Source organism: Flavobacterium foetidum (assembly GCF_004634245.1).
GTDB classification, from domain to species: domain Bacteria; phylum Bacteroidota; class Bacteroidia; order Flavobacteriales; family Flavobacteriaceae; genus Flavobacterium; species Flavobacterium foetidum.
The window spans coordinates 264,490-290,491 of sequence record NZ_SJTF01000003.1; the positions used below are offsets into that span (position 1 = coordinate 264,490).

Consider the following 26,002-nt stretch of genomic DNA (forward strand, 5'->3'; position numbering starts at 1 on the left):
CAAGGTTGAAAATTTTAGACAAATACTTACTAAAAACATTCCTATTTACATTTACTACGGTATTTGTAATCCTATTTTTTATATTCATATTACAGACCGTATGGCTCTTTATTTCGGAACTTGCCGGTAAGGATCTCGATTTGATACTGGTTGTGAAATTCCTGCTTTTCTCGATGCCGAGAATCATTCCGCTGGTTTTACCTTTATCGGTATTATTAGCATCGATTATGACTTTTGGCAATCTGGCCGAAAACTACGAATTTGCGGCCATGAAATCATCTGGTATTTCGCTTCAAAGAGCCATGCGTGTACTGATAATCTTTATCTGCGTATTGAGCATTGTGGCATTTTGGTTTGCCAACAACGTAATTCCGTATGCAGAATATAAGTTTGTCAACTTTAGAAAAAACATCGCTCAAGCCAAACCAGCAATGGCTATTGCCGAAGGTCAGTTTAATGACGTGGGCACTTACAACATCAAAGTAAATAAAAAGTCTGGCGAAAATGGAAATCATTTAGCCGGAGTTACTATTCACGAAAAATCCAATAACGTTGGCGAAAATAAAACTGTTATAAAAGCAAAGACTGGAGAATTAATCAGCAGTGAAAAATCTAGCATCCTGCAATTGGTTCTGAATGACGGCTATTACTATCAGGATGTCACTCCTAAAAAATACGAAGACCGCGCCAAACTTCCTTTCATCAAAGGCGCTTTCAAAAAACACATCATCAATATCGATTTGTCTGAATTGAACAAAGTTGATGACAGCAAAGAAAGTATTAACAATACAAACGGAATGCTGAATGTAAACGAGTTGCGTTACACCTTAGATTCCTTAAACAAAAATCTGGATAACGAAATTGTTTCATTTTCTGAGAACATCAATCAGCGTGTAGGAATTCGTAAAACTTCGGCTCCACCAGCAAAAAAAGATTTTAAGAAGAAACAGCTTCCAAACAACCTTCTTTCGCTTTACAACAATAAGGATAAAGCTGATATTCTACGAATGGCCGCTAGTAATGTTACGAGCAGCATCTACTCTATAGAAACGACTCAAAAAGACCTTAAAGACAAACAGCGTGAGATAAATAAACATTTGACTGCATTGTACGAGAAATTCGTAATTGCTTTTGCGTGTTTTTTAATGTTTTTTATTGGAGCTCCACTTGGGGCGATTATCAGAAAAGGAGGTCTCGGACTTCCGATTGTGTTCGCTGTTTTAATCTTTATTACATTTCACTTCATCAATACATTTGGAAAAAGGCTTTCACAAGAAGGCGGTATGAGTCCGTTTATGGGTTCATGGATGTCATCTTTCATATTGTCTCCATTAGCCGTTTTATTAACCTATCGCGCAACAAACGACAATGGGTTAATCAATTTTGATGTAATCACCACTCCAATTTCGCAACTATTTCAAAAAATTTCTGAGCGGTTATTTCCTGCTCAAAATAAACAATAACTATGTCCACAAAAATACAACTCAATACCATTGAAGAAGCCATAGAAGATATTCGTCAAGGTAAAGTAATCATTGTCGTAGATGATGAAGATCGTGAAAATGAAGGCGATTTTTTGGCTGCAGCCGAAAAAGTAACACCAGAAATGATCAATTTCATGGCCACTCATGGCCGAGGATTGATTTGCACACCGCTTACAGAAAGCCGTTGTAAAGAATTAGACCTTAAAGCCATGGTAACCAACAATACCGATCATATGGAAACCGCTTTTACCGTTTCTGTTGATTTAAGAGGCAATGGAGTTTCAACAGGTATTTCTGCCGCTGACAGATCTAAAACTGTAGAGTCATTAATCGACCCAAACACAAAACCACATGATTTAGCTCGCCCTGGACATATTTTTCCTTTGATTGCAAAACAAGGAGGAGTTTTAAGAAGAACGGGGCATACGGAAGCTGCAATCGATTTTGCGAGACTTGCCGGATTTAAACCTGCTGGAGTAATTTGTGAAATTCTAAATGAAGACGGAACAATGTCTCGTTTGCCACAATTGGTAGAAGTAGCTAAAAGATTTGATTTAAAATTGGTTTCTATTGAAGATCTCGTTGCTTATAGAATGCAACACGATAGTCTTATCGTTAAAAAAGAAGATTTTGATATCGAGACACGTTTCGGGACTTTCAGATTGAGAGCTTACGAACAAACTACAAACAAACAAGTTCATATTGCCTTAACAAAAGGGACATGGAATCTGGGCGAACCAATTTTAACAAGAATTCATTCTTCTCAGGTTAACAATGATTTATTGGGCACTTTGACCAATAATGCCGAACAGCAGTTAGACGATATGTTTAAGGTGATTAACGAAAACGGAAAAGGCGCTGTTATTTTTATCAATCAGGATATGACAGCTGTAAATCTTTTAAACCGAATTTCTGAACTGAAAACCCTACAGGCGCAAGGAACCTTAAAAGCTCCAAAAGTGATTATTGACAGCAAGGATTACGGAATCGGAGCGCAAATCCTTCACGATATTGACATTTCTAAAATCAGGCTGGTTTCGAACACAGAACAAACCAAACGTGTCGGAATGATTGGATATGGTCTTGAAATAACGGAATACGTAAACTATTAATATGGGAACGATAGAGGAAAGAATTCTTAAATCTGAAACACGTATTTTTAAAGCTGTTTTTCCGAGCACAACCAATCACTACGACACCTTATTTGGCGGTACCGCCCTTCATTTGATGGATGAAGTGGCTTTTATCTGCGCAACGCGTTTTAGCCGTAAAAAAGTCGTAACGATTTCGACAGGCCAAATTGACTTTAAAAAAGCGATTCCGGCTGGCACTTTGATTGAATTGGTTGCAAAAGTTTTGAGTGTTGGGAGAACAAGCTGCAAAATTCACGTTGATATTTTTATGGAGCAAATGTATTCTGAACTTCGTGAAACTGTAGTTTCAGGTACCTTTTCGTTTGTTGCCGTTGACGAAAACAAAACACCAGTGCCAATTTTAGACGATTTGGACTAGTTTTCAAAAAGACGAGAAATACTGATAACTAGACATTTGGAAATTATTAAAAAAAACTTTCAAAAAAAGTCTAAAAAAAGTTTTGAGAACCGAAAAACCGTCTTATATTTGCACCCGCAATCAGCAATGATAGCGACATACTGGAGAAATGGCAGAGCGGTCGAATGCGGCAGTCTTGAAAACTGTTGACTGTAACAGGTCCGGGGGTTCGAATCCCTCTTTCTCCGCTGGAAGCTAAAAAAGAGACTTTTCAAAGTTTACAAAAAAGGCTAAAATTCACGGAAAACCCTGCAGATCAAACGATTTGCAGGGTTTCTTCTTTTATACCGCTTTTCAATATTTTCAAAAACAGACAAAATCTTCGTGGATCAGGAGCAAAACTTGGGGATTATGCAAAAAGATTGGATAATCTGAACAAGAAGAAGTCTATATTTCTTACGTATCAGGAGCAAAACTTGGGGATTATGCAAAAAGATTGGATAATCGAAATAAAAAGAAATCTACTTTTCTTACTCCCCTGAATTGACTTCTGAAAGCCTTTATTTTTGCATTAAAAGATTCTGCAGAAGCTTTTGTGCTTCTATTATCAAAATAGTTCAAGATTGATTGGTAATTAATGGTTATGGTATTGAGCAGAATATTAAAGTTTTTAAACCCTGATTCCTCTACATTTCTATACCAATGAGCCAGTTTGGTCATGACAATGTGTTTGGCATCGAAGTTTATTTCGGGGATATTTATAAATTCATTTTCTAACATATAGTTGTAATGTATTAAATTCCGAGAAGCAAAAATAAATTCTGTTAGCAGTTTCTATTTCCTTAAAAAGGATTTTTACTATCAAAAAAAGGATTAAAATTAGATTGAGAAGTTATTTAAAAAAAATCACATGACCTAATAAATATCTAAGCAGACTTGACATCTTTTTCGATACATAAAGCAACTTTTTTAAATTCTTTCTCAAAAGACATTTCAAAAAATGATTTGTCTTTTTCAAAAAATGAATACCAAAGCAGGACTACTTCAGATTTTGAACAAGTCTTAAAAACTAAACGATCTTGATTTAAAAAAACCAATGGGTGAAATTGTTTTTTTCAATTCTATTGAATCATTTTTAGATACAAATCTGTTTAAATCTGCGTGAAAAATTTATAAGCAAAAGGATTTTAGCAGATCAAATTAGATTTTAATTATTGAATGTTGCTATTTTGTTCTATTCCACTCAACGGGTTAAAAAAAGTTAGTTTTCTTTATATTTTATTTTCTATTCTTCTTCAGCTAAGAATGCTTTTTTCTTCAAATTTCTTTTCTCAGGATATAAAAATTATTGATTATCAAATAACTTCAACATCGCCTATACACATTTTGTTCGCAACTGCATTCTCTAAAACAATTTATGAAATTGATGAATAAGATGCGAAATAAAGAGGGAACCACCACTTGTCCCAAGTTATATTTCGTTATATATTATTCCTTTTTCGACTTCTGGAATTATGAGTAAATTCATACCTTGGAATATAAATTAGTCGACTAAATGTCATAAAAAACAGATGTATAACGCATACATAATGTTTCGCTTATAAATCTTCTTTTTTGTCTTTAGCAGATTCAAAAACATATTTCAAATTTAATCGTAATCAATAGGGGAAAAAAACTACACATCACTTTTATCAGTAATTGTTGCCTCAGGATATTTATTCTGTTGTGTTTTTCTATTGATGATATTTAAAAATCAGAGTAACCAGGTATTTATGCCTCCTTATTAATATTTAAATTATCTTATAATGAAAAAACGTTTCTCATCAGCTTTACTGCTTTTTACTATTTATTCAGTTCTCCTATCAAATCCTTCTACCGTAATGGGCGCCTCTAATCGTGAAGGGGCATCTCAAAAGCTTGATAACAAATCTTGTGAAAATTCAACAGTTCCATTTGAGGTGCGGAGACACAGAGTATGGATCAACTTAACTAATACTCAAGGACTTTTTAAGCAAATTTTAATTGGCTATGTAGTAGGTGCTACCAACGGATGGGACCATAATTATGATGCCGTAACAATGGATGCGAATCCTTATGCCGATTTTTACAGCATCAATGAAGGTAAAAAATTGGTCATTCAGGGCCGTGCATTACCATTTGACCCAACCGATAAAATCCCTCTTGGCTACAGATCCGGCATAACAGGAGATTTGACCATATCTATTGATCATGCAGACGGAGAGTTAAATAACCGAATTATTTATTTACACGATAAAGAAACTGGAATTGTTCACAATTTAAAAAATGGCGGCTATACATTCTCAACCCTGACGGGCGTTTTTACGGATCGTTTTTTTATCAGTTACGGTTCTTCAGAGAAGACTTTAGGAATTGATGATTTTGAAAATACTCCAGAGAATCTCATCATTTCTTCAAAAAATAGAACTATCAATCTCATATCCAGCCAGTCAGACCTAAGAGAGGTATATGTTTTTGACATCACAGGAAAACTGCTTTATAGCAATAGTAAAGTGGGAAAAGATAAGCTAGAAATTTCAAGCATCCAGGCAGAAAACCAAATTTTATTGGTCAAAACAACACTAGACAATGGGCAAACCATAAATAAAAAAGTGTCTTTCTAGCATAAAAAACTACAAAAAAATAAACCGTGTGGCAACCATTAGGATTCCGCCGGTTTTTTTTATGATTTATAACGCGGCAGAAGTCAAAAGAACTCGAAATGTTTTCCATATTTTTTTTTCAGGAGAAATAATCTTCAAGCCGAAATTACTTTTCATTCAATATACTTTAAAAAGTGTTCGAATTTAAATTGTCAGCTGCTTAATTTTCAATTAAAACAAGACTTAACCTACAATACTTCAAATCCAATCAAAATGCTGTTTTGCACAAGATGCAAAAGAGCGTAATTTATTTTTACAATTATTTATTATTTTAATAATAAATTGTTAAAACAACATTTTTTTTGGCATGTTATCGATAAATATTCTTCAATTAAAAAAAAATAAATAATATTGCTGAACTGATTATCATTCAAAAACATGGCTCGAAATTCTGATGTAAACGAAAAGGAACTTCTTCTTGAATTGTCTCAGGGAAGCGAGCCTGCTTTTACAACAATGTATAATTTATACAAAAACAATGTTTATTCTACTGCCTTACGGATTACACGATCTAAAATTCAGGCAGAAGAAGCTGTTCAAGACATCTTTTTAAAAATTTGGCAAAATCGAGAAAACTTAGCAGAAGTAACTCATTTTGAGAATTATCTCTTTATAATTTCACGTAATCATTTATTTAATTCGATTAAAAAAATTGCCCGAGAAACTAGCTTAGTATCTAAAAATGATTTAAACGAGACCGGATTTATAGATACCGACCTTAATATCAAGGACGAACAATATAATACTATTTTAAATCAGATAGTAGAACAGCTTCCTCCTCAACAGCAAAAAGTCTATCAAATGGCTAAAAGAGATGGTCTAAGTCACCAAAAAATCGGAGAAGATTTAGGAATCTCAACAGAGACAGTAAAAAAACACATGGCACAAGCTCTAAAATTTATTCGTATAAAAATTGCACCTTATATGAATATGTTCATGTCGTTGCTGGTATTTGTAAAACTTTAAGCTGAAGTTTTTTCTTTCAAAAAAACTTCAAATCATCTTTTTTTACATTTTTTTTACATTTTTTTCACTTTCGACTACTCCCTCCCCTTTTTTAAATGGTCTTTATATAAAAGGGACATTTAAAACATGTTCCATCCCCAAAATTAGAAGGGCAAAAAGAAAGAACCCCAAACTATCATTTACGAACAAGTACTAATTTAATTAACGAAACAAATGCAGCAAAAAAAATTCGAAGAGTTATTTGAAGGCTATCTGCTGAATAATCTATCTGATGCAGAACAGCAACAGCTGATGGAGCTTATTCAGCAGGGCGGGCATGATGATTTTCTAAAAGAAAAAATTCATGAAATGCTGAAGGGTGATTATGTTGCCGATGTGATGGATAAAAAACAAAGCGATGATATTTTGAATTACATTTTATCTAAACCGCAAACCGAATCTAAAGTTGTGTATTTGCAAACGAAGAGAAGAAAAATAATTTTACAATCTCTATTTGCAGCCGCTACCATTGCATTACTTGTTGTTTTAGGAAACTCATTATTTAAACAAACAACGACTCCTAGCATTGCTCCTGAAGCACCAGCCGTTGCAGCACAAAATACCCTAATTGATTTTAGCGGAAAACAATTGGTTCGCCTTCCCGACGGCAGTACAGTTTTACTAAACGATGGCAGTACCTTGAAATACGATCAGAATTCTTTTGATTCTAAAACTCGTGAAGTAACACTCACCGGAGAAGCTTATTTTGATATTAAACATAACACTGATAAACCTTTTATCGTACATACTGGTAAAGTTCAGACCAAAGTACTAGGAACTGCTTTTAATATTAATGCCAGAAACTCGTCAGACAATATCGAAGTTACGGTTTCACGGGGTAAAGTTCAGGTTGGAGATGTAGAAAAAATATATGGCGTTATTACGCCAAATCAACAGATTAAAGTAAATAAAAACACCCTGAGTTTTGAGCAGAATAATGTGAGTGCTGCTATTGTAACAGAATGGAAAAGCAATTACCTTATTCTGGATGATTTGAATATGGCCGAAGCTGTTTCATTAATAGCTCAAAAATATAAAGTGCAGATTTTAATCTCCAATGAAAAAATTAAGAATTGCAGAATAACAGCAAGTTTCCTAAATGAAGAAGATCTTGATCATGTCTTGAAAGTAATCAGCAGTGTTATAGAAACGGAGTATCATTACAGTAAGGCTGGCGTTGTGATTTTGGACGGGAAAGGTTGTGAATGAGCAATATAGAGGACAGAATATAGAATATAGAATATAGAATACAGAAAATAGAGAAGAGATAAGGCTGACTAACCTCCTACTTAGAAAGCTTTGAAAATAAATATTAACCTTAAAAACAAGAACCAATTAACCAAAAACCAAATTAAAAAAGCCATCTAGCTCCTACACCAGATGGCCGAGATTTTTAACAATTAATCCAGTAACCATTAAAAAACATGCAAATTTATGAAATTACGCTGTAAAACAACCATGTTTGACAGTGAAAAGAATTCGTCTTTTTTTCATCTGTCAAAAAAAACCATCATGATTATGCGAATCAGTTTATTCCACATTTTCTTACTGACCTGCGGCACTCATATGATTTTCGCTACTGAAATGAGTGGTCAGAATTTAGAATCTATTTCTGTTGACATCGAGCTGCATAATCAGGACATTAAAACGCTTTTTAAAACCATCGAAAGCAGAACGGGATTGCTATTTGCGTATCAGCCACAAATTATAAAAGATTTTCCTAAAGTCACTACACCACGCGGACGCAGAAGTGTAAGCGATATTTTGGATATTGTATTTCAAGGCAGTAACCTTGACTACAAACAGGTTGATAAAAATGTGGTGATTTACAAAAAGGAAAGTCCTAAAGCGTTGGCAACAGCTTCAGGAACAGAAAATAGCGAAGATCCCGATTACGTCCTTGAAGGAAAAATTCTCGATGAAAATGACCTGCCTTTACCAGGTGTGACTGTCTCGCTCGTAGGAAGCAATAAGCAGGGAATATCTGATTTTGATGGTCGATTTTACATTCATCTTCCATCTGGCAAACACACTTTAAGAGTTTCTTATTTGGGATACAAGACTCAGGATCTAATTGTTGAAAACAAAACTTCAATTACGATCAAGATGCAGCCTGACTTAGCTAAACTTGATGAGATTGTAGTGATCGGATATGGAACCACCACCCGAAGAACTTCAACAGGATCAGTAGTTAAAATTACAGCTGAAGACATTGAAAAACAGCCGATAACAAATATTTTACAAACCCTGCAGGGAAGAACTCCTGGTGTTTATGTGACACAGACTTCTGGATACGCCGGAAGTGATATGAACATTAGCATTAGAGGTAGAAACTTTATTGATGGAAGCAATCTGCCGCTATACATAGTAGACGGAGTTCCTTACATTGGAGATGATATTAAACAACAGACACAGGATGACAATGTGATCAGAGGGGCGCAAAAATCTACAAGTCCGTTAAATATCATTAATCCAAATGATATTGAGAGTATTGAAATCCTAAAAGATGCCGACGCAACAGCCATCTACGGTTCGAGAGGAGCAAATGGTGTGGTGCTTATTACAACAAAAAAGGGAAAATCTGGAAAAACAGAATTTACGATTACTACAAATTCTGGAGTTTCGGAAGTGGCACATATGATCAAAACATTAGATACTCCGGCATATCTTAACATGCTACAGACTGCATTGGATAACAACGGTGACACAGCTTCTAATTTCAGCAACGGTATTGCGCTTACAGACTGGGATCCTAATGCGTACACCAACTGGCAGAAAAAATTAATCGGAGGAACCGCAAACTTTAATAACTATTCTGCGTCATTAAAAGGCGGCAATGACACGACAAATTTCCTTTTAAGCGGAGCTTATCATAAAGAAACCACTGTTGTGCCAGGAAATTTCAGCTATGATAAATTCTCTACTAACTTCAATATTAATCACAGTACTCTGGATAATAAATTGAAAATAGGCGCTTCTGTTATTTTTGCTACTGATAATAATAAGCTTCCATTTTTTGATATTACCACCTATGCAATAAACACCGCTCCTAACCGTCCGTTGTACAATGCTGATGGAAGCTACTATTGGTCTCCTGATTACTTCAGCGATATCAACCCGCTTGCAGCATTAGGAAAAAGAGTAGATGATAAAGGACTTAATTTAATTACAAGTATCAGCCTTCAGTATGAAATAGCGAAAGGATTTTCTTTTAAAACAGATTTAGGATACGGAAGAGCACAAATGCAGACTAAACAATTTATGCCTGCATCTGCCAATAATCATGTCTATAATGAAGCAAACGGATTTGATTCTAACTTTTCAAGATCTTACACTACATCAATCAATAATACCAATAATTTTTCTGTTGAGCCGCAGCTTAATTACAACACAACATTATGGAAAGGAAACCTTACAGCCCTTGTTGGAGGTTCTTGGCAGAACAGAAAATCTGAAATGCCAGCATATGTTTATTCAAGCGGTTATAGTTCCGACAATTTACTTGGCAACTTAGCTATGGCAGAAAATGTTACGGCAAACAATGGCTCTACAGAATATAAATACATTTCTCTTTTTAGCAGGGTTAATTATAATATTGCTAACAAATATATTCTGAACCTGAATTTTAGAAGAGACGGTTCTTCTCGTTTTGGAGCCAACAATCGCTTTGGAAATTTTGGCTCTGTTGGAGGTGCATGGGTTTTTTCTCAAGAAAATTTCATGAGAAATATTCCGGTGCTTAGTTTCGGGAAAATCCGTTCAAGTTATGGTGAAATCGGAAGTGATGGAATTGGAGAATACCAATACGCAGACACTTTTGACACGCGTACTTACGGAAACGGAAATCCATCTATGACGGCATCCAGAATAGCAAATCCAAATATTAAATGGGGAATGACCAAAAAATTTGAAGCTGCTTTAGATTTAAGCTTTAATAATGACCGCATTTCTTTCACTACAGCTTATTATAGAAATACTTCAAGCAATCAATTGGTTGGGTATACGCTAAGTCCGCAGGCAGGATTTACGACTTACACTGCAAATTTACCTGCCGAAGTCGAAAACAAAGGATGGGAGTTTACTTTTAGTACAGCCAACATTCGTACTAAAAACTTTAACTGGTCAAGCTCTTTTAATATTTCATTCAACTCTAATAAACTGGTTTCATTTCCAGGTATAGAATTTACCAGCTATTATTCTCAATATATCGTCGGAAAACCTTTAAACAGCCGTTTTCTGCATACTTTTACAGGAGTTGATGCTAATGGGGTTGCTCAATTTGAAGATGCAAACGGAGACGGCAGAATTTCTAATGGATTTGCAGAAACCGGACGAGGAGACAGAAAATATTACGGCCCTGCTTATCCGCAGTACTATGGAGGTCTGTCTAATACTATAAGTTATAAAGATTTTTCACTTGACTTTTTATTCCAATTTGTAAAACAAGACGCTACCACTTTGATGGCCGCTACAGGAACCCAGCCTGGTTATCCGTACGGAACTGCCAACTTTCAAGTAGACGAATACAATGCTTATTTAGCACAAGGAAATGCTTTAAGTTCTGGTTATCAAAACAGCTATTTTAATTATCTAGGATCAAATGCTGTTATTACAGACGCCTCTTTTATAAGACTTAAAAACGTAAGTGCTTCGTATCAAATTCCTTTAGATGAGGGTACGAAAAAATATTTACAGGGAATCCGACTTTCGCTTCAGGGACAAAATTTGCTGACTTTCACTAAATACAAAGGACTCGACCCAGAAACACAAGGTCTGGCGCTGCCTCCGTTGCGCACTATAACTCTTGGAACTCAGTTTACATTTTAAATCTAAAAAACATGAAAAATATTTCTACCAAATATATCGCAGTATTTTCTCTTTTTGTACTGGGGCTTACTGGCTGTGACAGTGCTCTTGAAGTGGATCTTCCGAGCAACCAATTGTCTTCAGAAACTGTTTATTCGTCTGATTCCACTACAGAGGCTGCCGTAAATGGAATCTATCAAAGTATGGTTGCAGGTTTCTACTATAATCAAATACACAGCATTCTAGGAGAGACATCTGATGAGTTAATATTAAGCAGCGGCCTGTCAAATCCGTACACTTCTAATGAGCTTATTGAAACCGATGGCTCAATAAGCAGTATGTGGACAGAATTGTACAAAACAATCTATAACGCCAACAACGTTATTGAAGGAATTACAAAAAGTAATACCCTTACGCCTGCCAAAACAAAACAATGGATCGCTGAAGCAAAATTCTTAAGAGCATATTGCTATTTCTATCTGACTAATCTTTGGGGAGATGTTCCTTTAGTACTGACTACAAATATAGATGTATCAGCAGTGTTGCCACAATCTTCTCAAAACGTTGTTTATACACAGATACTTAAAGATCTGACCGAAGCTTCGCAAGATCTTCCTGCAAATTATGCTAATTATGAAAATGAAAGAATCAGGGCAACAAAAGGGGCGTCTGAAGCTTTATTAGCCAGAGTAAATCTTTATTTAGGAAGATGGAATGAGGCCGCTAATCATGCAACAGCTGTAATCGGCCAAGCTGGAACTTACAGTATGATTACTGAACTATCTGCAACAAACAGTCCTTTTATAGCAGATAACAATGAAGCTATTTTACAAATCCCTTATTTTAATGTCAATTATACTTACGAAGGGTCTTCTGTTTTTGTAAATGCCAATACAGCAACCTATTTACTACGAAATGGCAATTCATTATTTGAAACAGATGATGCACGTAAAATAAACTGGACCAGAAACGTTACAAGCACTCAAGGCAGCCTTGCTGGTGTAGCGCCTACTAAATACAAAAACAGATTTACAAACGCTCCTATCGAACGCTCAACAGTTCTAAGACTTGCTGAATTGTATTTAATAAGAGCAGAAGCCAGAGCTCAATCCAACAATATTGCAGGTGCTCAGCAGGATATTAATATAATCAGAAACAGAGCATTACTAGGAAATACGACTGCAACAAATGCAAACCAGCTACTCGATGTGATTGCTCTTGAAAGACAGCGCGAATTTTTTGCAGAAAACGGCCACAGATGGCTAGATCTTAAAAGAACTTCAAAAATAAATGAGACGCTTTCAGGTTTAACGGGTAAAATCTGGACTGCTACAGATGCTTTATATCCAATTCCGGAAACGGCTATTCGTTCCAATCCTTTCTTAAAACAAAATTCAGGATACTAAATACTAAAATAACGCAGGAATGTAACACAAACATTCCTGCGATTTAAAAAACACTATGGAAACAACAATTGTAAGAGTTGAGGACTTGTCGCATCAATACAGTAAGGATTGGGCGATACAAAATATCACTTTTGAAATCAAAACAAATCGAATTCTAGGCCTTTTAGGATCTAATGGTGCCGGAAAATCTACTACAATGAATATTCTATGCGGGGTATTGAACCAAACCAAAGGAAACATTTTTATTGATGGAATTAACCTGAAAGAAAACCCAGTCGAAGCCAAAAAACTGATTGGCTTTTTACCTCAGACACCGCCTTTGCATTTAGATTTAACAGTGGATGAATATTTGATTCACTGTGCCCAACTAAGATTAGTCCCAAAAGAAAATCTAAGAAGCGCTGTTGAAAAAGCAAAAGAAAAATGCGGCATCTCGCATTTCAGTCATCGCTTAATCAAAAATTTATCAGGAGGTTACAGACAGCGTGTGGGCATTGCTCAGGCCATCATACACGAGCCGAAATTGGTTGTTTTGGATGAACCGACAAACGGATTAGACCCTAACCAAATTTTAGAAGTTCGAAATTTAATTAAGAAAATAGCAAAAGATAAGGCCGTAATATTTTCTTCACACATTCTTTCTGAAGTTCAGGCAACTTGCCAGGATATCAGAATGATTGAAAACGGACACATGGTTTTTTCTGATACATTGGATGCATTTAATAATTATATCGAAGCCGATAAACTGACTGCTAGTTTTGAAAATCCGCCAACTGTTGAGGCATTCAAAGAAATTTCAGAAATCACAGAAGCCGTGTACCTGACTCCAAAAAAAGTCCAGATTACATTCAGCGGCACACAGGAAGTTGCTGAAAAAATTGTTTCCTTAAGCGTTCAGAAGAATTGGAAACTTCGTGAAATTCAATTTGAAAAAGTTTCACTAGACGAAATCTTCGCTCAGTTATCAAAAAAGGCTCCATCTAAAAACGCTACACTTTCTTAAATAAAAAATATACAAATGAAAACAATATATAGAATTGCTAAAACAGAACTCAACACGATGTTCTACTCGCCTGTTGCATGGGTTGTTCTAGTGATATTTTCAATACAGTCCAGCTGGAAATTCTTCGATACGATCGAACGTTTTGAAAAAGCACAAAAAATCGGACAGGGAATGGACAATTTATCACAGGTTGTATTCTCAGGATTCAGCGGTCTTTATACCGAGATGCAGAATTACTTATATTTATATGTTCCACTATTGACTATGGGTTTAGTGAGCCGCGAAATCAACAGCGGCTCTATTAAACTCCTCCTTTCTTCTCCAATAAAAATCAAAGATATTGTCTTAGGGAAATATCTGGCCATTGCCGCTTACTGCATGTTGTTTGTTGCCATACTTGGAGTTCAAGTTATTATCGCAGGTTTTTCTATAGAAAATCTAGACTTTAAGTTCGCTATTTCTGGTCTTATAGGGCTTTATCTATTGGTTTGCACTTATGCTGCAATCGGACTTTTTATGTCTTGCCTTACTTCTTATCAGGTCGTTGCTGCAATCAGTACGTTGGTTGTCTTGGCGGGTTTGAATTTCGTTGGAAAATTATGGCAGGACGTTGAAGTTATAAAAGATATAACCTATTTTCTATCGATATCAGGGCGAGCAAATGAAATGCTTGAAGGTTTAATTATCAGTAAAGATTTACTTTATTTTATCTTGGTAAGTGGTTTATTTATTGTTCTAAGTATCTATAAACTACAAACAGGAAGAGATGCTCAGAGCACTTCAAAAAGAGTTTTAAAATATGCTGTATTAATCACTGTTGTCCTATCGCTTGGTTACATCACTTCAAGAGCACCGCTTACGCTTTACTACGATATGACCCGCACCAAAGACAGAACTCTTACCCAAAACAGCTTGGAGATTGTGAAGCAGATGGATGGTCCTATCAAGATTACTACTTATGACAATCTCCTAGATGTAAATTACTATATGGCAATGCCTTACTTCCAAAATGAGGACATTTCAAGTTTCGCTAAGTATACTCGTTTCTTACCGCAGATAGAACTCGACTACGTATATTTTTACGGCACTTCTACCAATGCAGAACTGTATGCGCGCAATCCAGGTTTGAATGATAAGCAGCTGGCAGAAAAAATGGTGGAATCTCAGGATATGAAATTAAAAAAATTATACACTCCTGACGAAATTAAAAAAATTATCAACCTAGAACCAGAGCAAAACCGAGTTGTAAGAACTGTAGAATACAATGGCAAAAGAACATTTTTAAGGTTCTATGATGATCTTTTTAAAGCGCCAAACGAAAAAGAAATCTCAGCGGCCTTAAAAAGATTGGTGGTAAAAGCTCCAAAAGTTGTTTTTGCCTCTGGAAACATGGAACGCAGCATTGAAAAAACTGGAGACAAAAATTACAAAACCTTTGCTAACGAAATTACATTTAGATATTCGTTGATTAATCAGGGATTTGATGTTGCTACTGTAGATATTAATGCACAGGATATTCCTGCTGATACAGATATTTTTGTTCTGGCAGATCCTAAGACACAATTAAGCCAAGGTGCTGTTGATCGTATCTCTAAATATATTGATCAAGGAAAGAACTTAATGATTTTGGCAGAACCAGAAACCAATTCGGCCTTGGCATCTATCACAGACAAACTAGGAATCGAGTTTACTAAACAGACTTTAGTTCAGGAAAGCGAAACCAATTCTCCAGATTTCTTGGTTACCGAGCTTCAAAAAAATGTTGATTCTACTCTGATCAAATTAAGCAAAATCAATAATCCAATTCCGTTTTTAGGCAGTAGCGGAATTGTGACAACAAAAGAGGTCGGATTTAAAGCAACTCCTCTTTTAAAAACGAATGCCCAGCCAGCTTGGCAGTCTCAGTCCGGAATTACATCAATTACTGAGGAGCTCAAGAAGCAGCCTTCAAAAAAATCAATTCCGCTTGTAACTGCATTAACCAGAAACATAGGCGGGAAAACACAAAAAATAATTGTTGCCGGAGATGCCGATTTTATGGGCAATGCCGAATTAAGCCGTGGCGGGTCTGGAACTTTTCAATTTGTAACCGACGTTTTCAGCTGGTTCAGCAATTATGAATTTCCAATCGATACCACTCGTCCTGTAAAAACCGACAAGAAAATAACAATTACTTCAAATCAGGTTTTCATTAACAAAATCTTGTTTATAGGAATCTTTCCATTGTTGATTATTCTAAGCGGTGCTTTTATACTTATTCGAAGAAATAGAAGATAAAACTCAAAAAAATGAATACTAAAAAAAATATCATGATTGCGATTATGGCCCTGTCTTTTCAGGGTGCATTTTCGCAGTTCAAAACCACAATTCCGCTGGATAAAAATGTTACGACCGGAAAATTAAAAAACGGACTAACCTATTATATTCTGCATAATGAAGAACCAAAAGACAGAGCCAGTTTTTACTTTGTTCAGAATGTCGGCGCTATTTTAGAAGAAGACAACCAAAACGGTTTAGCGCATTTTCTGGAACATATGGCGTTTAACGGAACGGAACATTTTAAAGGAAAAGGCATCATAAAAATGCTGGAAAAAAATGGCGTAACCTTTGGAAAAGATATCAACGCTTATACCGCTCAGGACGAAACGGTTTACAATATCAGCACTGTTCCGGTTAATGAAAAGCTAATCGATTCTACGCTTTGGGTTTTACACGACTGGTCAGGTTCTCTTTCTTTGACCAATGAAGAAATCGATGCCGAAAGAGGCGTTATCCGTGAAGAATGGAGAACGAGAAGAACCAGTGATTTCCGCTTAAAAATGCAGACAGATCCTGTTTTGTACAAAGGTTCTAAATACAGCAAAAGAGATGTTATCGGAGATTTAAACATCATCAACAACTTCAAATATCCTGAACTGCGAAACTATTACAAAAAGTGGTACAGACCCGATTTGCAGGCTGTAATTATTGTGGGAGATATTGATGTAAAAGCAATGGAGCAGAAAGTAAAAACCATTTTTTCTGGAATTCCGTTGGCTAAAAAAGTGGCTTCACGAAATTATGAGACGATTCCGAAACACGATGAATTGTATTTTGGAACTGCATCAGACAAAGAAGCATCATCAACGGTAATTACCTTAAGATATGTACTAGATGAACCGCTGGTAAAAGATAGCACAGCCACCCGTAAAAATGTGCTGAACTCCTTTTATACCAGCATTCTGAATAACCGCTTAAAAGAGTTGTTGCTAAAAAATCAGACCTCAAGCTTGAATATGAATGCTTATTTCAGTCCTATTTCGAGGTTAAACAACTCGTACAATATTTCGGTTGCAGCCAAAAAAGGAAAAACAATCGAAGCTTTTGAAGAAGCATATACCGAGGCAGAACGCCTAAAAAGTTTTGGTGCGGCACAGGCAGAACTAGACCGCACCAAAAAGCTTTTTGTAAGCTCGTATGATGATTTTATAAGCAATAAGGATAAAGTGGATAATGATACTTGGGCAGAAAAACTGACCGATTATTTCTTAAAGGCAAAACCTTTCCTTTCTCCAGAAAACGATTATAAATTGGTTGTCGGGATTATAAAAAACATCACTTTAGAAGAACTGAATGCTTATGTAAAAACCATTCAAAAACCAACCAATCAAGTAGTTTTGGTTACAGGATCTGATGCAGACAAAGCCAATTTTCCGACTAAGGATGCTGTGGTTGGCGTGATGAAAAAAGTCGAAAGCAAGACTTTGGAACCTTACACGAAAAAAGAAAACAACGATCCGTTAATCGCAAAAGAATTAAAACCTGCAGCAATCAAAAAAACATTTGAAATACCGGGAATTACAGCTGCAAAGGGATATACTTTAGAAAATGGTGCTAACGTAATTGTCCTTCCTACAACTTATTCACAGGATCAAGTTGTGCTTACAGCTTTTGCTAAAGGTGGTAAATCTTTAATTAAAACCGAAGATTTAGCTTCTGCAGAAATCGCTACAGTACTTGCAAGATCATCTGGTTTAGGTAATTTCGACAATATCGCTCTAAAAGAAAAACTAACAGGCAAAGTAGCGCAGTCTGCTCCATTTATTGGCGAAAACACACAAGGTTTTCAGGGTAGCTCAAATAAAGCAGATTTTGAAACAATGCTCCAGCTATTGTATCTTTCTTTTGAATCGCCACGTTTTGATTCGAATATCTTCGGCATTCTGAAAGAGCAGTATAAAAACCGTTTAGAAACCATCAAAAAGGACAATGATAATGCTTTTAAGGATTCTATAGACGTTGCAAATTCCAATCATAGCAAACGAACATTTTTGTTCAACGAGCAGTTTCTCCAAAATATAGATTCGAATAAAGCCGAAAACATTTATCGCGACAGATTTAAGAATGCGGCCGATTTTACTTTTGTTTTTGTCGGAAATGTTCCTGATGCTGCGTTAGAACTGATTCAAAAATACATCGGTAACTTAAAGTCAAATCCTGCATCGAAGGAAGCTTTTATTGACCACAATATCGAGCCTAAAAAAGGAAAAACCGTGGTGTATTTCAAGCGTCCGATGGAAGTGGCAAAAAGTTCCGTTTACCTGAACCTAACCGGGAAAACCGAGTACAGCAAGGAGAGCGCAATGACGATGTACATTATTGGGCAATTACTGTCTAAGCGTTTTCTTGAAACTATCAGAGAAGAAGAAGGCGGCAGCTATGGCGTAAATGTAGGCGGTAATCTCGAATTGATTCCGAAACCATCATTCAGCCTTGCCCTCACATTTGACTGCAACCCTGACAAACAGGAAAAATTAATGCAGATTGTCTGGAAAGAAATCAATGATTTAAAAACCAATCCCGTCAATGCAAATGATTTAGAAGATATTAAAAAAGCTTTATTGAAAAACAGGGAAGAATCGCTCAAAACAAACACTTTCTGGGCTACAACCTTATACAATTACAGCATAAATCAGATTCCGTTTTCAACAGAAGAGGAATATAAAAACTTAATTTCTAAAATTAACCAGAAAACTATTCAGCAGTTTAGTAAGCATGTTTTGGATAGTTCTAGTAGCGTTGAAGTTATTATGAGTCCTGAAAGCCAAGCAGGAAAGTAAAACTTCAAAATACATTTTTATTTTATTAGTGAAGGGAGGCTGTCTTTGCCAGACAGCCTTTTCTTAAGAACAAAAATTCTGATTTGAACATTTATAAAAAACACTTGGTTTTTCATTATTTTATTTTAAAGTATTTTTGAATTAGTAAGCATATACTCTAACTTGAAAAACCTAACAAAGAGCTGTCCTAAAAAACAGCTCTTTTCTTTAACAGCATTTGATGTTCAAAAAGTATTTTCTTTAAAAGGCAGTGAAGATTCTTATGATAGAAGAAGTCCTGAAGAAGATTAATACCGGCGAAAAGACTGTTAGAAGCTTTAGCGTTACTATTTTTTCTGAAAGTAAAGATAATTAGTCGTTGTGCCTGTATCTCGGAATCTTATCTGAGAATTATTAAATTCGAACAATTTCCAGTTAAAATTTAATTTAGAAAGCGCTCCCGTACTAAAACTTATTTTGAATTCTCTGACACCGTTTTGAACTGAACTTTCCCATTGCCCGTATTCTGAAACACCTGCTTTGGTGGCCACCACAGCTTTATCTGTTTTAAAGATAAAGGTATAGTGACTGTAATTTGAAGTCTTTACAGTACCGTCGCAAAAATAGGATAAGTCCCAAGCACCGTTGGTGATGGTTGCCGCAAAATCTAGCGTGACAAGGTTATTTTCCGGACAATAATCTATGGCATATTTAATAGCATTTTCAAACTCCAGATTATTTGAAATCGATTTTGTCTGACCATTGTAATCTGCAATTGTGATAGGATATTGCAAAGAAATGTACTGACTTTCGTTTAAATTTTTAATAAAATTAAAGAAGGCCTGATCGCTTACAATTGATTGAGAACTCGCTATCTGATTAATGCTGTTGTAGATATTAATTGTTATGGGATAATTGATATTTAGCCCGTTGATTTTGGATAAAAGATCGGGATAAAGATTCCAATAGTCGATTAAAGAATCGAAATCTGCCTGATCAGGAATTACTTTTTCTATGTAATTGTAGTACACCATCGTTACAGGAAAATCTATTCTTACAATATCATCATCATAGTTGCTGGCGTTGATATTGTCTAAGACTTTTTGATAATCTGCTGTAGTGTTGACTGCAATCTGTTGGTTGTTTACAGTAACGGTATACGGGAGTTTTATAGTGCAATAACTCGATCCGTCAATCATGTTGTCTTGTACGGTTGTAACCATAGCAACCCTTTGCAGATAAGTCGCAAGCGGAGAAACGGTAGTAATTGTTCCCTGCGAATTATTGTTTTCCTCATCTATTTCACTTTGACATGAAAACAACAAGAATAGGAAAATTGCAATCGATGAATATTTTTTCAAGGGAAACATATCAATATTTTTACAAAGGTAATAAATTTAAAAGAAACTGTTTTTTTAACAAACTAACATCAAGAATTTCACTCGGCTCATCGATACTAAATTATCAAAAACCAATAGCATTTTGTTGTCTATAAAACAATCAGCTTTGCTTTTACCCTACTTATGTTAAAAACAAATACTTTTGCGCTGTACAAATAGAAACTTTAAATGCCAGATCAAAACAAATCTAATACTTGTGATGAAATTATTTTTTCGTCTTTCTTCAAAAGTCATGTAAAAGCGCTTCGAAACTTTCTTTTTTACAAATTTGGAAATGCAGAACAAGCAGAAGACATAACGCAGGAAGCATTTGTAAAGCTTTGGCAGAACTGCGCTTCTGTACCTTTAGAAAAAGCTAAATCATATATTTATACCATTGCAAACAACAGCAGCCTAAACCAAATTGCGCACCAAAAAGTGGTTCTTAAATTTGAAAAAAACTTTAGTGGTCTAGACAAGACAAACGAGAGTCCAGAATATCTTTTGGAGGAAAAACAATTTCAGGCAAAACTTTTAAAAGCCATTGAGAACTTAAACGAAAAACAGCGTACTGCTTTTTTGATGCACAGGATTGATGGCAAAAAATACAGCGAAATTGCCACAGAACTCGACATTAGCGTAAAGGCAGTAGAAAAACGAATTCACTTGGCTCTGTTAAGCTTACGTAAAGAAATTGATTTATAAAAAGTAGGGTAAATTTAGTTCTAATTGTTTTAATTAAATAATACGATAAAATGAAAAAAAATCGCTTATTAGCAAAATGGCTCAACGACGATTTGTCTCCAGACGAATTGGCCGCTTTTGAGGCAAGTCCCGATTTTGAAAAATACCAAAAAATAAAAAAATACACCGCTCACCTCGAAGCAGGCGATTTGGATGAAAATACGATGCTGTCTACTATTTTAAGCCAAGAAAAATCAGTTGCAAAAGTAGTCCCTTTGTATAAAAAATGGATTTTTAAGGCCGCAGCTCTATTTGTCATGGCTCTTGGAATTACGTTTGCAATAAAAGCTTTTGCATCTAACACTGAAACTGCAGATTTTGGAAAAAAGACTGCTTTTTCATTACCGGACAACTCTGAAGTGGTCTTAAATTCAGGTTCTGAAATACACTTTAAAAAATGGAATTGGGACAATAACAGACATCTGGAATTAAAAGGAGAAGCTTACTTTAAAGTAGCAAAAGGCAAAAAATTTGAAGTGCAGACAGTTCTTGGAAAAGTAACGGTTTTAGGAACACAATTTAACGTTAAGGCCAGAAAGAACAGATTTGATGTTGTATGTTACGAAGGCCGCGTAAAAGTAAACTATTCTAATATTGAAATTCTGTTGACCCACGGACAAAGCGTTCGTTTTGAAAACGGAAAACAGGTTAAAATAGCTGTAACTTCATTACAACCAGAATGGATGAATAACCAGATATGTTTTTATAAGGAAAACATAAGAACTATTTTAGATGAAGTTGAAAGGCAGTATAATATTAAGATCGATCTAAACGCCAAAGACACTATTTCGCTATTTACAGGAAAATTACCTGCAAAAGACCTCAATACAGCTTTACAGATTATCGGTACAACTTATCATTTAGAAGCCAGAAAACTTTCGAACAACAGAATAATTTTTGACGAAAAATAAATGTTCCGCCCCAAACAATTTCATTTTTTGTTTTTTTTCTTTTTTCTAGTCCTGAATCTTTTTGCTCAGGGCAAAGAAAAAGTTATGCCTTTTAAAAAAATAATAACTGATATTGAAGAACAGCACGATGTAAGCTTTAATTACACCGAAGACAATATAGAAGGTCTGGAACTAAATCCCCCTAAGAAATCGCTTTCTTTAGAACAAAAATTAGAATATCTCACCGAAAAAACCGATTTATCTTTTGAAAATATTGGAAACAAATTCATCAATATCTATAAAAAGAATAAGGCCTCAAAAATAATCTGTGGCTATATTTTATCTTCAGCAGACAAAAAGCCTGTTGAAAATGCAAACATAGGCCTAAATAATAAAAAACACTTTACCAGTGATTCCGACGGCTATTTCGAATTTAACAAAGAGAATCAGAATGCCTTTATTATTACTCACGTTGGTTATGCCTCGAAGAGAATTTCAATCGGAAATACAGATGCCAATGATTGCTTCCAAATTCTACTTGAGCCTGAAATTACTGAATTGCACGAAATTAAAACTAATTCTATTTTGGCTTCGGGTATTTCAAAAAACACTGACGGATCTCTTGAAATTAAACCCAAAAAATTTGGTATTCTTCCTGGTCTTATTGAACCTGATGCTTTGCAGACCATGCAGCAGATTCCGGGTGTAAACAGTCTAGACGAAAGTGTATCGAGCATAAACGTTCGAGGCGGCACGCATGATCAGAATTTATTTTTGTGGAATGGAATTCGAATCTTTCAGACTGGACATTTTTTTGGTTTAATATCTGTTTTCAATCCCAATCTCGCGCATACGATTTCTATCTACAAAAACGGAAGTTCTGCCTTTTATGGAGAAAGCGTTTCTAGTGTAGTAGCCATTTCTTCTACCCCTGAAAAGGCAGAAAAAAATTCATTCAGTGCCGGAATCAACATGATCAATGCTGATGTTTATGCCAAGTATAATCTTTCTAAAAAAAGTTATATCGAAATCTCTGCACGCAAATCGATTACTGATTTTCTGGAAACCCCTACTTACAAAGAATATTTCAATAAAGTATTTCAGAACACTACGATAACAGATTTTTCGCAGAACCAAAATGTAAATTATCAGATTGACAAGAAGTTTGGCTTTTACGATGCAACCTTGAAGTATGCTCAAAAAATTGGCCTTAAAGATCAAATCGTATTAGACTTAATTACCATAAAAGACAATCTCGAAGTTTTTCAGAGCGCAACGGTTTACGACATAAATACTTCAGAAAACAATGTTTTACGTCAGCAGAACTATGGCGGAAATTTGTTGTGGAAAAGAAACTGGAACAACTTCAACACCACGAAAATTAATGTCTACAATTCTTCGTATGAACTTTTGGCGAATCAGAAGACAACATATGGAAACCAAATTGTTGTTCAGGAAAATACGGTAGACAACAATGGGGTTAATTTAGAAAACAATCATATTCTAAACGCTAAATTTAGTTTTAGCGACGGTTATCAGTTTAACGAAATCGGTATTACCAATTTAGAGCATGTTACTAATCCTGCTTTCTATCGCAAAACAAAAGATGTCTTACGAACTCATGCAGTAATTTTAGAAGGAAAATATAACGATACCATTTCCCGAGTCTATTTTAAGGGCGGCGTTAGACTTAACTATATCGAAAAATTCAAAAAATATATTGCAGAACCAAGAGTGCAGGTGGCTTACGGAATCAGCAAAAGTCTAAACTTAGAATTGCTGGGCGAACTCAAAAGCCAAAATTCACAGCAGATTATTGATCTACAGAAAGATTATTTTGGCATAGAAAAAAGACGCTGGATTGTCTCAAACAATGGTACAATTCCGATACAAAGAAGCAGACAGCTGTCTTTGAACTTGGCTTATCAAAAAAACAGCTGGCTTTTGGACATCGAAAACTTTTACAAAAAAGTGACCGGAATAACGACCTCTAGCCAAGGTTTTCAGAATCAGCTTGAATTTGTTAGAACAACGGGCGATTATGAAATCTGGGGAACAGAAATGTTGATTCAGAAAAAAATCAATCACTTTCTTACCTGGCTAAGTTATACGTACAATGAGAACAATTATCATTTTCCTAATTATGAGTATCAGCGTTTTCCAAACAACTTCGAACTCACCCATACTTTATCTTTGGCAGGAATTTATGAGAAAAACAATTTCAAGATTGCTTTAGGAACAAAATGGTCTTCTGGACGACCAAAAACATCTCCAAACGTATCTCAAATTGATCTTTCTGATCCGGTATTGGTCTACAATAGGCCCAATAACAGCAATCTACATATGTTTTCGCAGGTCAACCTTTCGTCAACCTACAAGTGGGAAACCGCAAACGGAATTCAATACAAAATAGGAATCTCTATCCTAAACATCCTCAACAGAAAGAATGAAATCAGCGAATATTACAGAATTAGTTCTTTAACCAATTCTATAGAAGAAGTTGATACTTTTTCATTGCAAAGAACTCCAAATCTGAGTTTTAGAATTTCATATTAACCTTATTCCTACGAGAGTTTTTAAAACTCTTGTGTTTATTTTTTATTTTTTTTCAAAAAATCACAATTCTTTGGTAGGGTAATCTGTACTAAGGCTGTTTCACTATAGAATCATCATTTGATTTGCCACAGTTTAAAGCATGAAATTCAACATCCGATAAACGACAGAAATGATTTGCATCAAAAATCAAAATCTGAACTAATGTTTATCTATTAAAAACAACCTATGAAAAGAAAAAAAACAGCAATTGTAGCCGCAGTGCTACTCCTAATGGTTTCTGCCGGCATCTATGTTTATGGAATTGTTTTCAAGGAAGCCCGTAACATAGAATCAGAAGCTCCTGATTGTAGTATAACGGCAAAAAAACTACTTGACGATTATAATTCTAATACTAAAAAAGCAGATTCTTCATACCTCAACAAAACCATCGAAATAACAGGTAAGGCAACCAAAGAAACCGATTCGGTAATTATACTTGAAAATGGGGTTTTCTGTCTTTTCAAAGAAAGATTAAACACCAAAATGATTGATCAAAAAATCACAATTAAAGGCAAATGCATTGGTTATGACGAATTATTTCAAGAAGTCAAAATAGACCAATGCAGTGTTAATAAACTAAACAAATAATATTTATTTATGAAGAAAATTCTAGTTCCGTTCTGCCTGTTTTTAGCAACATTGGCTTATTCTCAGGATGATTTACTAAAAAGTCTGGATTCTACACAAGTAGAAGAAAATTATGCTACAGCAACTTTTAAAGCTTTACAAATGGTAACCTTGCAGACTACAAAAATGCCTGCTAAAAAAGAGTTTTATTTTGTGGTCTCACATCGTTTCGGCACTGTTAAAGATGGTTTTGACAGTTTTTTTGGCCTTGACAATGCTACCACAAAACTTGGTGGTATTTACGGAGTTACAGATTGGTTTTCAGTAAGCCTTTCTAGACATACTTTAAACAAAATGTACGAAACCGGACTAAAGTACCGTGTAGCAAGACAAAGTGATAACTTTCCTTTGGACATTGTAGGATACACTGTGGCAGATATCAATACTTTTCTAGAAAAAGACCAATATCCTGGATTAGAATTTAAACATCGTATGACGTATGTGCAGCAAATTTTGATATCCAGAAAAGTCAGCGAAAAATTCTCATTAGAATTAGTACCGTCTTTTCTGCACAAAAACCTTTACAATCCCGATATAGAAAGAGATAACCAGTTTTCTTTTGGAGGTGGCGGGCGCTATAAAATCACCAAAAGATTATCAGTCAATTTAGAGTATATGCACAATTTTGACAAGCCCGACTTTTATAAAAATCCATTGTCTGTAGGTTTAGATATTGAAACAGGCGGACATGTATTTCAATTGATCTTTACCAACTCACAATCTATGAGTGAGAGCGGCTACCTAACTAATGCCTCTGGTGACTGGGGCAAAGGAGATTTCTTCTTTGGCTTTAACCTATACAGAGTATTCTAA

Annotated in this window: 19 protein-coding genes and 1 tRNA gene; 18 read left to right on the forward strand and 2 right to left on the reverse strand. The window is 35.3% G+C overall.

Translation table 11 applies throughout. The annotated features are described in order from the left end of the window. Positions 1 to 5 precede the first annotated feature (5 nt). The 4 genes from E0W73_RS05900 (at position 6) to E0W73_RS05915 (ending at position 3,223) form a co-directional block, all read left to right on the forward strand. On the forward strand, positions 6 to 1,463 hold the full coding sequence (locus E0W73_RS05900) for an LptF/LptG family permease (protein ID WP_135221163.1): 1,458 nt from the start codon (positions 6 to 8) through the stop codon (positions 1,461 to 1,463). Positions 1,464 to 1,465: 2 nt separating this feature from the next. Then, positions 1,466 to 2,596 (forward strand): 3,4-dihydroxy-2-butanone-4-phosphate synthase, encoded by a 1,131-nt coding sequence (ribB, locus tag E0W73_RS05905; RefSeq protein ID WP_162847665.1) that lies wholly within the window; start codon positions 1,466 to 1,468, stop codon positions 2,594 to 2,596. Position 2,597: 1 nt separating this feature from the next. Then, positions 2,598 to 2,996: an acyl-CoA thioesterase gene (locus E0W73_RS05910; RefSeq protein WP_135221165.1), complete on the forward strand. Its 399-nt coding sequence runs from the start codon at positions 2,598 to 2,600 to the stop codon at positions 2,994 to 2,996. 142 nt (positions 2,997 to 3,138) lie between these two features. Further along, positions 3,139 to 3,223, forward strand: a tRNA-Ser gene (locus E0W73_RS05915). Between the two features lie 235 nt (positions 3,224 to 3,458). Here the strand turns inward: E0W73_RS05915 and E0W73_RS05920 are convergent. Next, positions 3,459 to 3,806 (reverse strand): transposase, encoded by a 348-nt coding sequence (locus E0W73_RS05920; protein ID WP_317129317.1) that lies wholly within the window; start codon positions 3,804 to 3,806, stop codon positions 3,459 to 3,461. A 974-nt stretch (positions 3,807 to 4,780) separates the two neighbouring features. On the opposite strand from E0W73_RS05920, the gene E0W73_RS05925 reads away from it, so the two are divergent. The 9 genes from E0W73_RS05925 to E0W73_RS21645 all read left to right on the forward strand — a co-directional run bounded on the left by E0W73_RS05925 (position 4,781) and on the right by E0W73_RS21645 (position 19,266). Next, a complete protein-coding gene (locus E0W73_RS05925) occupies positions 4,781 to 5,617 on the forward strand; it encodes a T9SS sorting signal type C domain-containing protein (protein WP_135221167.1) in 837 nt (278 codons plus the stop codon). A 417-nt stretch (positions 5,618 to 6,034) separates the two neighbouring features. After that, the gene (locus E0W73_RS05930; protein ID WP_135221168.1) at positions 6,035 to 6,622 is read left to right on the forward strand and encodes an RNA polymerase sigma factor; all 588 of its coding nucleotides are present in this window, start codon (positions 6,035 to 6,037) and stop codon (positions 6,620 to 6,622) included. A gap of 213 nt (positions 6,623 to 6,835) precedes the next feature. Next, positions 6,836 to 7,870, forward strand: coding sequence for a FecR family protein (locus E0W73_RS05935; RefSeq protein ID WP_135221169.1), 1,035 nt, complete (start codon positions 6,836 to 6,838; stop codon positions 7,868 to 7,870). 225 nt (positions 7,871 to 8,095) lie between these two features. After that, complete coding sequence (locus E0W73_RS05940; protein ID WP_135221170.1) at positions 8,096 to 11,488, forward strand: SusC/RagA family TonB-linked outer membrane protein; 3,393 nt, start codon at positions 8,096 to 8,098, stop codon at positions 11,486 to 11,488. Between the two features lie 11 nt (positions 11,489 to 11,499). Continuing rightward, entirely contained in the window at positions 11,500 to 12,873 is a 1,374-nt protein-coding gene (locus tag E0W73_RS05945; RefSeq protein ID WP_135221171.1) for a RagB/SusD family nutrient uptake outer membrane protein, read from the forward strand. A 55-nt stretch (positions 12,874 to 12,928) separates the two neighbouring features. Further along, positions 12,929 to 13,876 carry an ABC transporter ATP-binding protein gene (locus E0W73_RS05950; protein WP_135221172.1) on the forward strand — a complete coding sequence of 316 codons (948 nt, stop codon included), beginning with the start codon at positions 12,929 to 12,931 and terminating at the stop codon, positions 13,874 to 13,876. Positions 13,877 to 13,891: 15 nt separating this feature from the next. After that, positions 13,892 to 16,153: a Gldg family protein gene (locus tag E0W73_RS05955; protein ID WP_135221173.1), complete on the forward strand. Its 2,262-nt coding sequence runs from the start codon at positions 13,892 to 13,894 to the stop codon at positions 16,151 to 16,153. 11 nt (positions 16,154 to 16,164) lie between these two features. Next, positions 16,165 to 18,975, forward strand: coding sequence for a M16 family metallopeptidase (locus E0W73_RS05960; RefSeq protein WP_135221174.1), 2,811 nt, complete (start codon positions 16,165 to 16,167; stop codon positions 18,973 to 18,975). Positions 18,976 to 19,137: 162 nt separating this feature from the next. Further along, entirely contained in the window at positions 19,138 to 19,266 is a 129-nt protein-coding gene (locus E0W73_RS21645; RefSeq protein ID WP_262710879.1) for a hypothetical protein, read from the forward strand. A gap of 35 nt (positions 19,267 to 19,301) precedes the next feature. Here the strand turns inward: E0W73_RS21645 and E0W73_RS05965 are convergent, their stop codons facing one another. Beyond that, positions 19,302 to 20,324, reverse strand: a complete 1,023-nt coding sequence (locus tag E0W73_RS05965) for a hypothetical protein (protein ID WP_135221175.1) — start codon at positions 20,322 to 20,324, stop codon at positions 19,302 to 19,304. Positions 20,325 to 20,522: 198 nt separating this feature from the next. Between E0W73_RS05965 and E0W73_RS05970 the strand changes: the two genes are divergently transcribed. From E0W73_RS05970 to E0W73_RS05990, 5 genes are all read left to right on the forward strand, one after another. Continuing rightward, the gene (locus tag E0W73_RS05970; RefSeq protein ID WP_135221176.1) at positions 20,523 to 21,038 is read left to right on the forward strand and encodes an RNA polymerase sigma factor; all 516 of its coding nucleotides are present in this window, start codon (positions 20,523 to 20,525) and stop codon (positions 21,036 to 21,038) included. A gap of 50 nt (positions 21,039 to 21,088) precedes the next feature. Continuing rightward, positions 21,089 to 21,988 (forward strand): FecR family protein, encoded by a 900-nt coding sequence (locus E0W73_RS05975; RefSeq protein ID WP_135221177.1) that lies wholly within the window; start codon positions 21,089 to 21,091, stop codon positions 21,986 to 21,988. Between the two features lie 84 nt (positions 21,989 to 22,072). Next, the gene (locus tag E0W73_RS05980; RefSeq protein ID WP_244248439.1) at positions 22,073 to 24,523 is read left to right on the forward strand and encodes a TonB-dependent receptor; all 2,451 of its coding nucleotides are present in this window, start codon (positions 22,073 to 22,075) and stop codon (positions 24,521 to 24,523) included. 225 nt (positions 24,524 to 24,748) lie between these two features. Then, positions 24,749 to 25,150 carry an OB-fold protein gene (locus E0W73_RS05985; RefSeq protein WP_135221179.1) on the forward strand — a complete coding sequence of 134 codons (402 nt, stop codon included), beginning with the start codon at positions 24,749 to 24,751 and terminating at the stop codon, positions 25,148 to 25,150. A gap of 9 nt (positions 25,151 to 25,159) precedes the next feature. Continuing rightward, positions 25,160 to 26,002, forward strand: a complete 843-nt coding sequence (locus E0W73_RS05990) for a DUF5777 family beta-barrel protein (RefSeq protein WP_135221180.1) — start codon at positions 25,160 to 25,162, stop codon at positions 26,000 to 26,002.

Bases quoted from the DNA above. Each gene is read 5' to 3' on its own strand.
- ribB (WP_162847665.1), top strand. From the start codon at position 1,466: ATGTCCACAAAAATACAACTCAATACCATTGAAGAAGCCATAGAAGAT.
- E0W73_RS05910 (WP_135221165.1), top strand. From the start codon at position 2,598: ATGGGAACGATAGAGGAAAGAATTCTTAAATCTGAAACACGTATTTTT.
- E0W73_RS05925 (WP_135221167.1), top strand. From the start codon at position 4,781: ATGAAAAAACGTTTCTCATCAGCTTTACTGCTTTTTACTATTTATTCA.
- E0W73_RS05930 (WP_135221168.1), top strand. From the start codon at position 6,035: ATGGCTCGAAATTCTGATGTAAACGAAAAGGAACTTCTTCTTGAATTG.
- E0W73_RS05935 (WP_135221169.1), top strand. From the start codon at position 6,836: ATGCAGCAAAAAAAATTCGAAGAGTTATTTGAAGGCTATCTGCTGAAT.
- E0W73_RS05940 (WP_135221170.1), top strand. From the start codon at position 8,096: ATGAAATTACGCTGTAAAACAACCATGTTTGACAGTGAAAAGAATTCG.
- E0W73_RS05945 (WP_135221171.1), top strand. From the start codon at position 11,500: ATGAAAAATATTTCTACCAAATATATCGCAGTATTTTCTCTTTTTGTA.
- E0W73_RS05950 (WP_135221172.1), top strand. From the start codon at position 12,929: ATGGAAACAACAATTGTAAGAGTTGAGGACTTGTCGCATCAATACAGT.
- E0W73_RS05955 (WP_135221173.1), top strand. From the start codon at position 13,892: ATGAAAACAATATATAGAATTGCTAAAACAGAACTCAACACGATGTTC.
- E0W73_RS05960 (WP_135221174.1), top strand. From the start codon at position 16,165: ATGAATACTAAAAAAAATATCATGATTGCGATTATGGCCCTGTCTTTT.
- E0W73_RS05965 (WP_135221175.1), bottom strand. From the start codon at position 20,324: ATGTTTCCCTTGAAAAAATATTCATCGATTGCAATTTTCCTATTCTTG.
- E0W73_RS05970 (WP_135221176.1), top strand. From the start codon at position 20,523: ATGCCAGATCAAAACAAATCTAATACTTGTGATGAAATTATTTTTTCG.
- E0W73_RS05975 (WP_135221177.1), top strand. From the start codon at position 21,089: ATGAAAAAAAATCGCTTATTAGCAAAATGGCTCAACGACGATTTGTCT.
- E0W73_RS05980 (WP_244248439.1), top strand. From the start codon at position 22,073: ATGCCTTTTAAAAAAATAATAACTGATATTGAAGAACAGCACGATGTA.
- E0W73_RS05985 (WP_135221179.1), top strand. From the start codon at position 24,749: ATGAAAAGAAAAAAAACAGCAATTGTAGCCGCAGTGCTACTCCTAATG.
- E0W73_RS05990 (WP_135221180.1), top strand. From the start codon at position 25,160: ATGAAGAAAATTCTAGTTCCGTTCTGCCTGTTTTTAGCAACATTGGCT.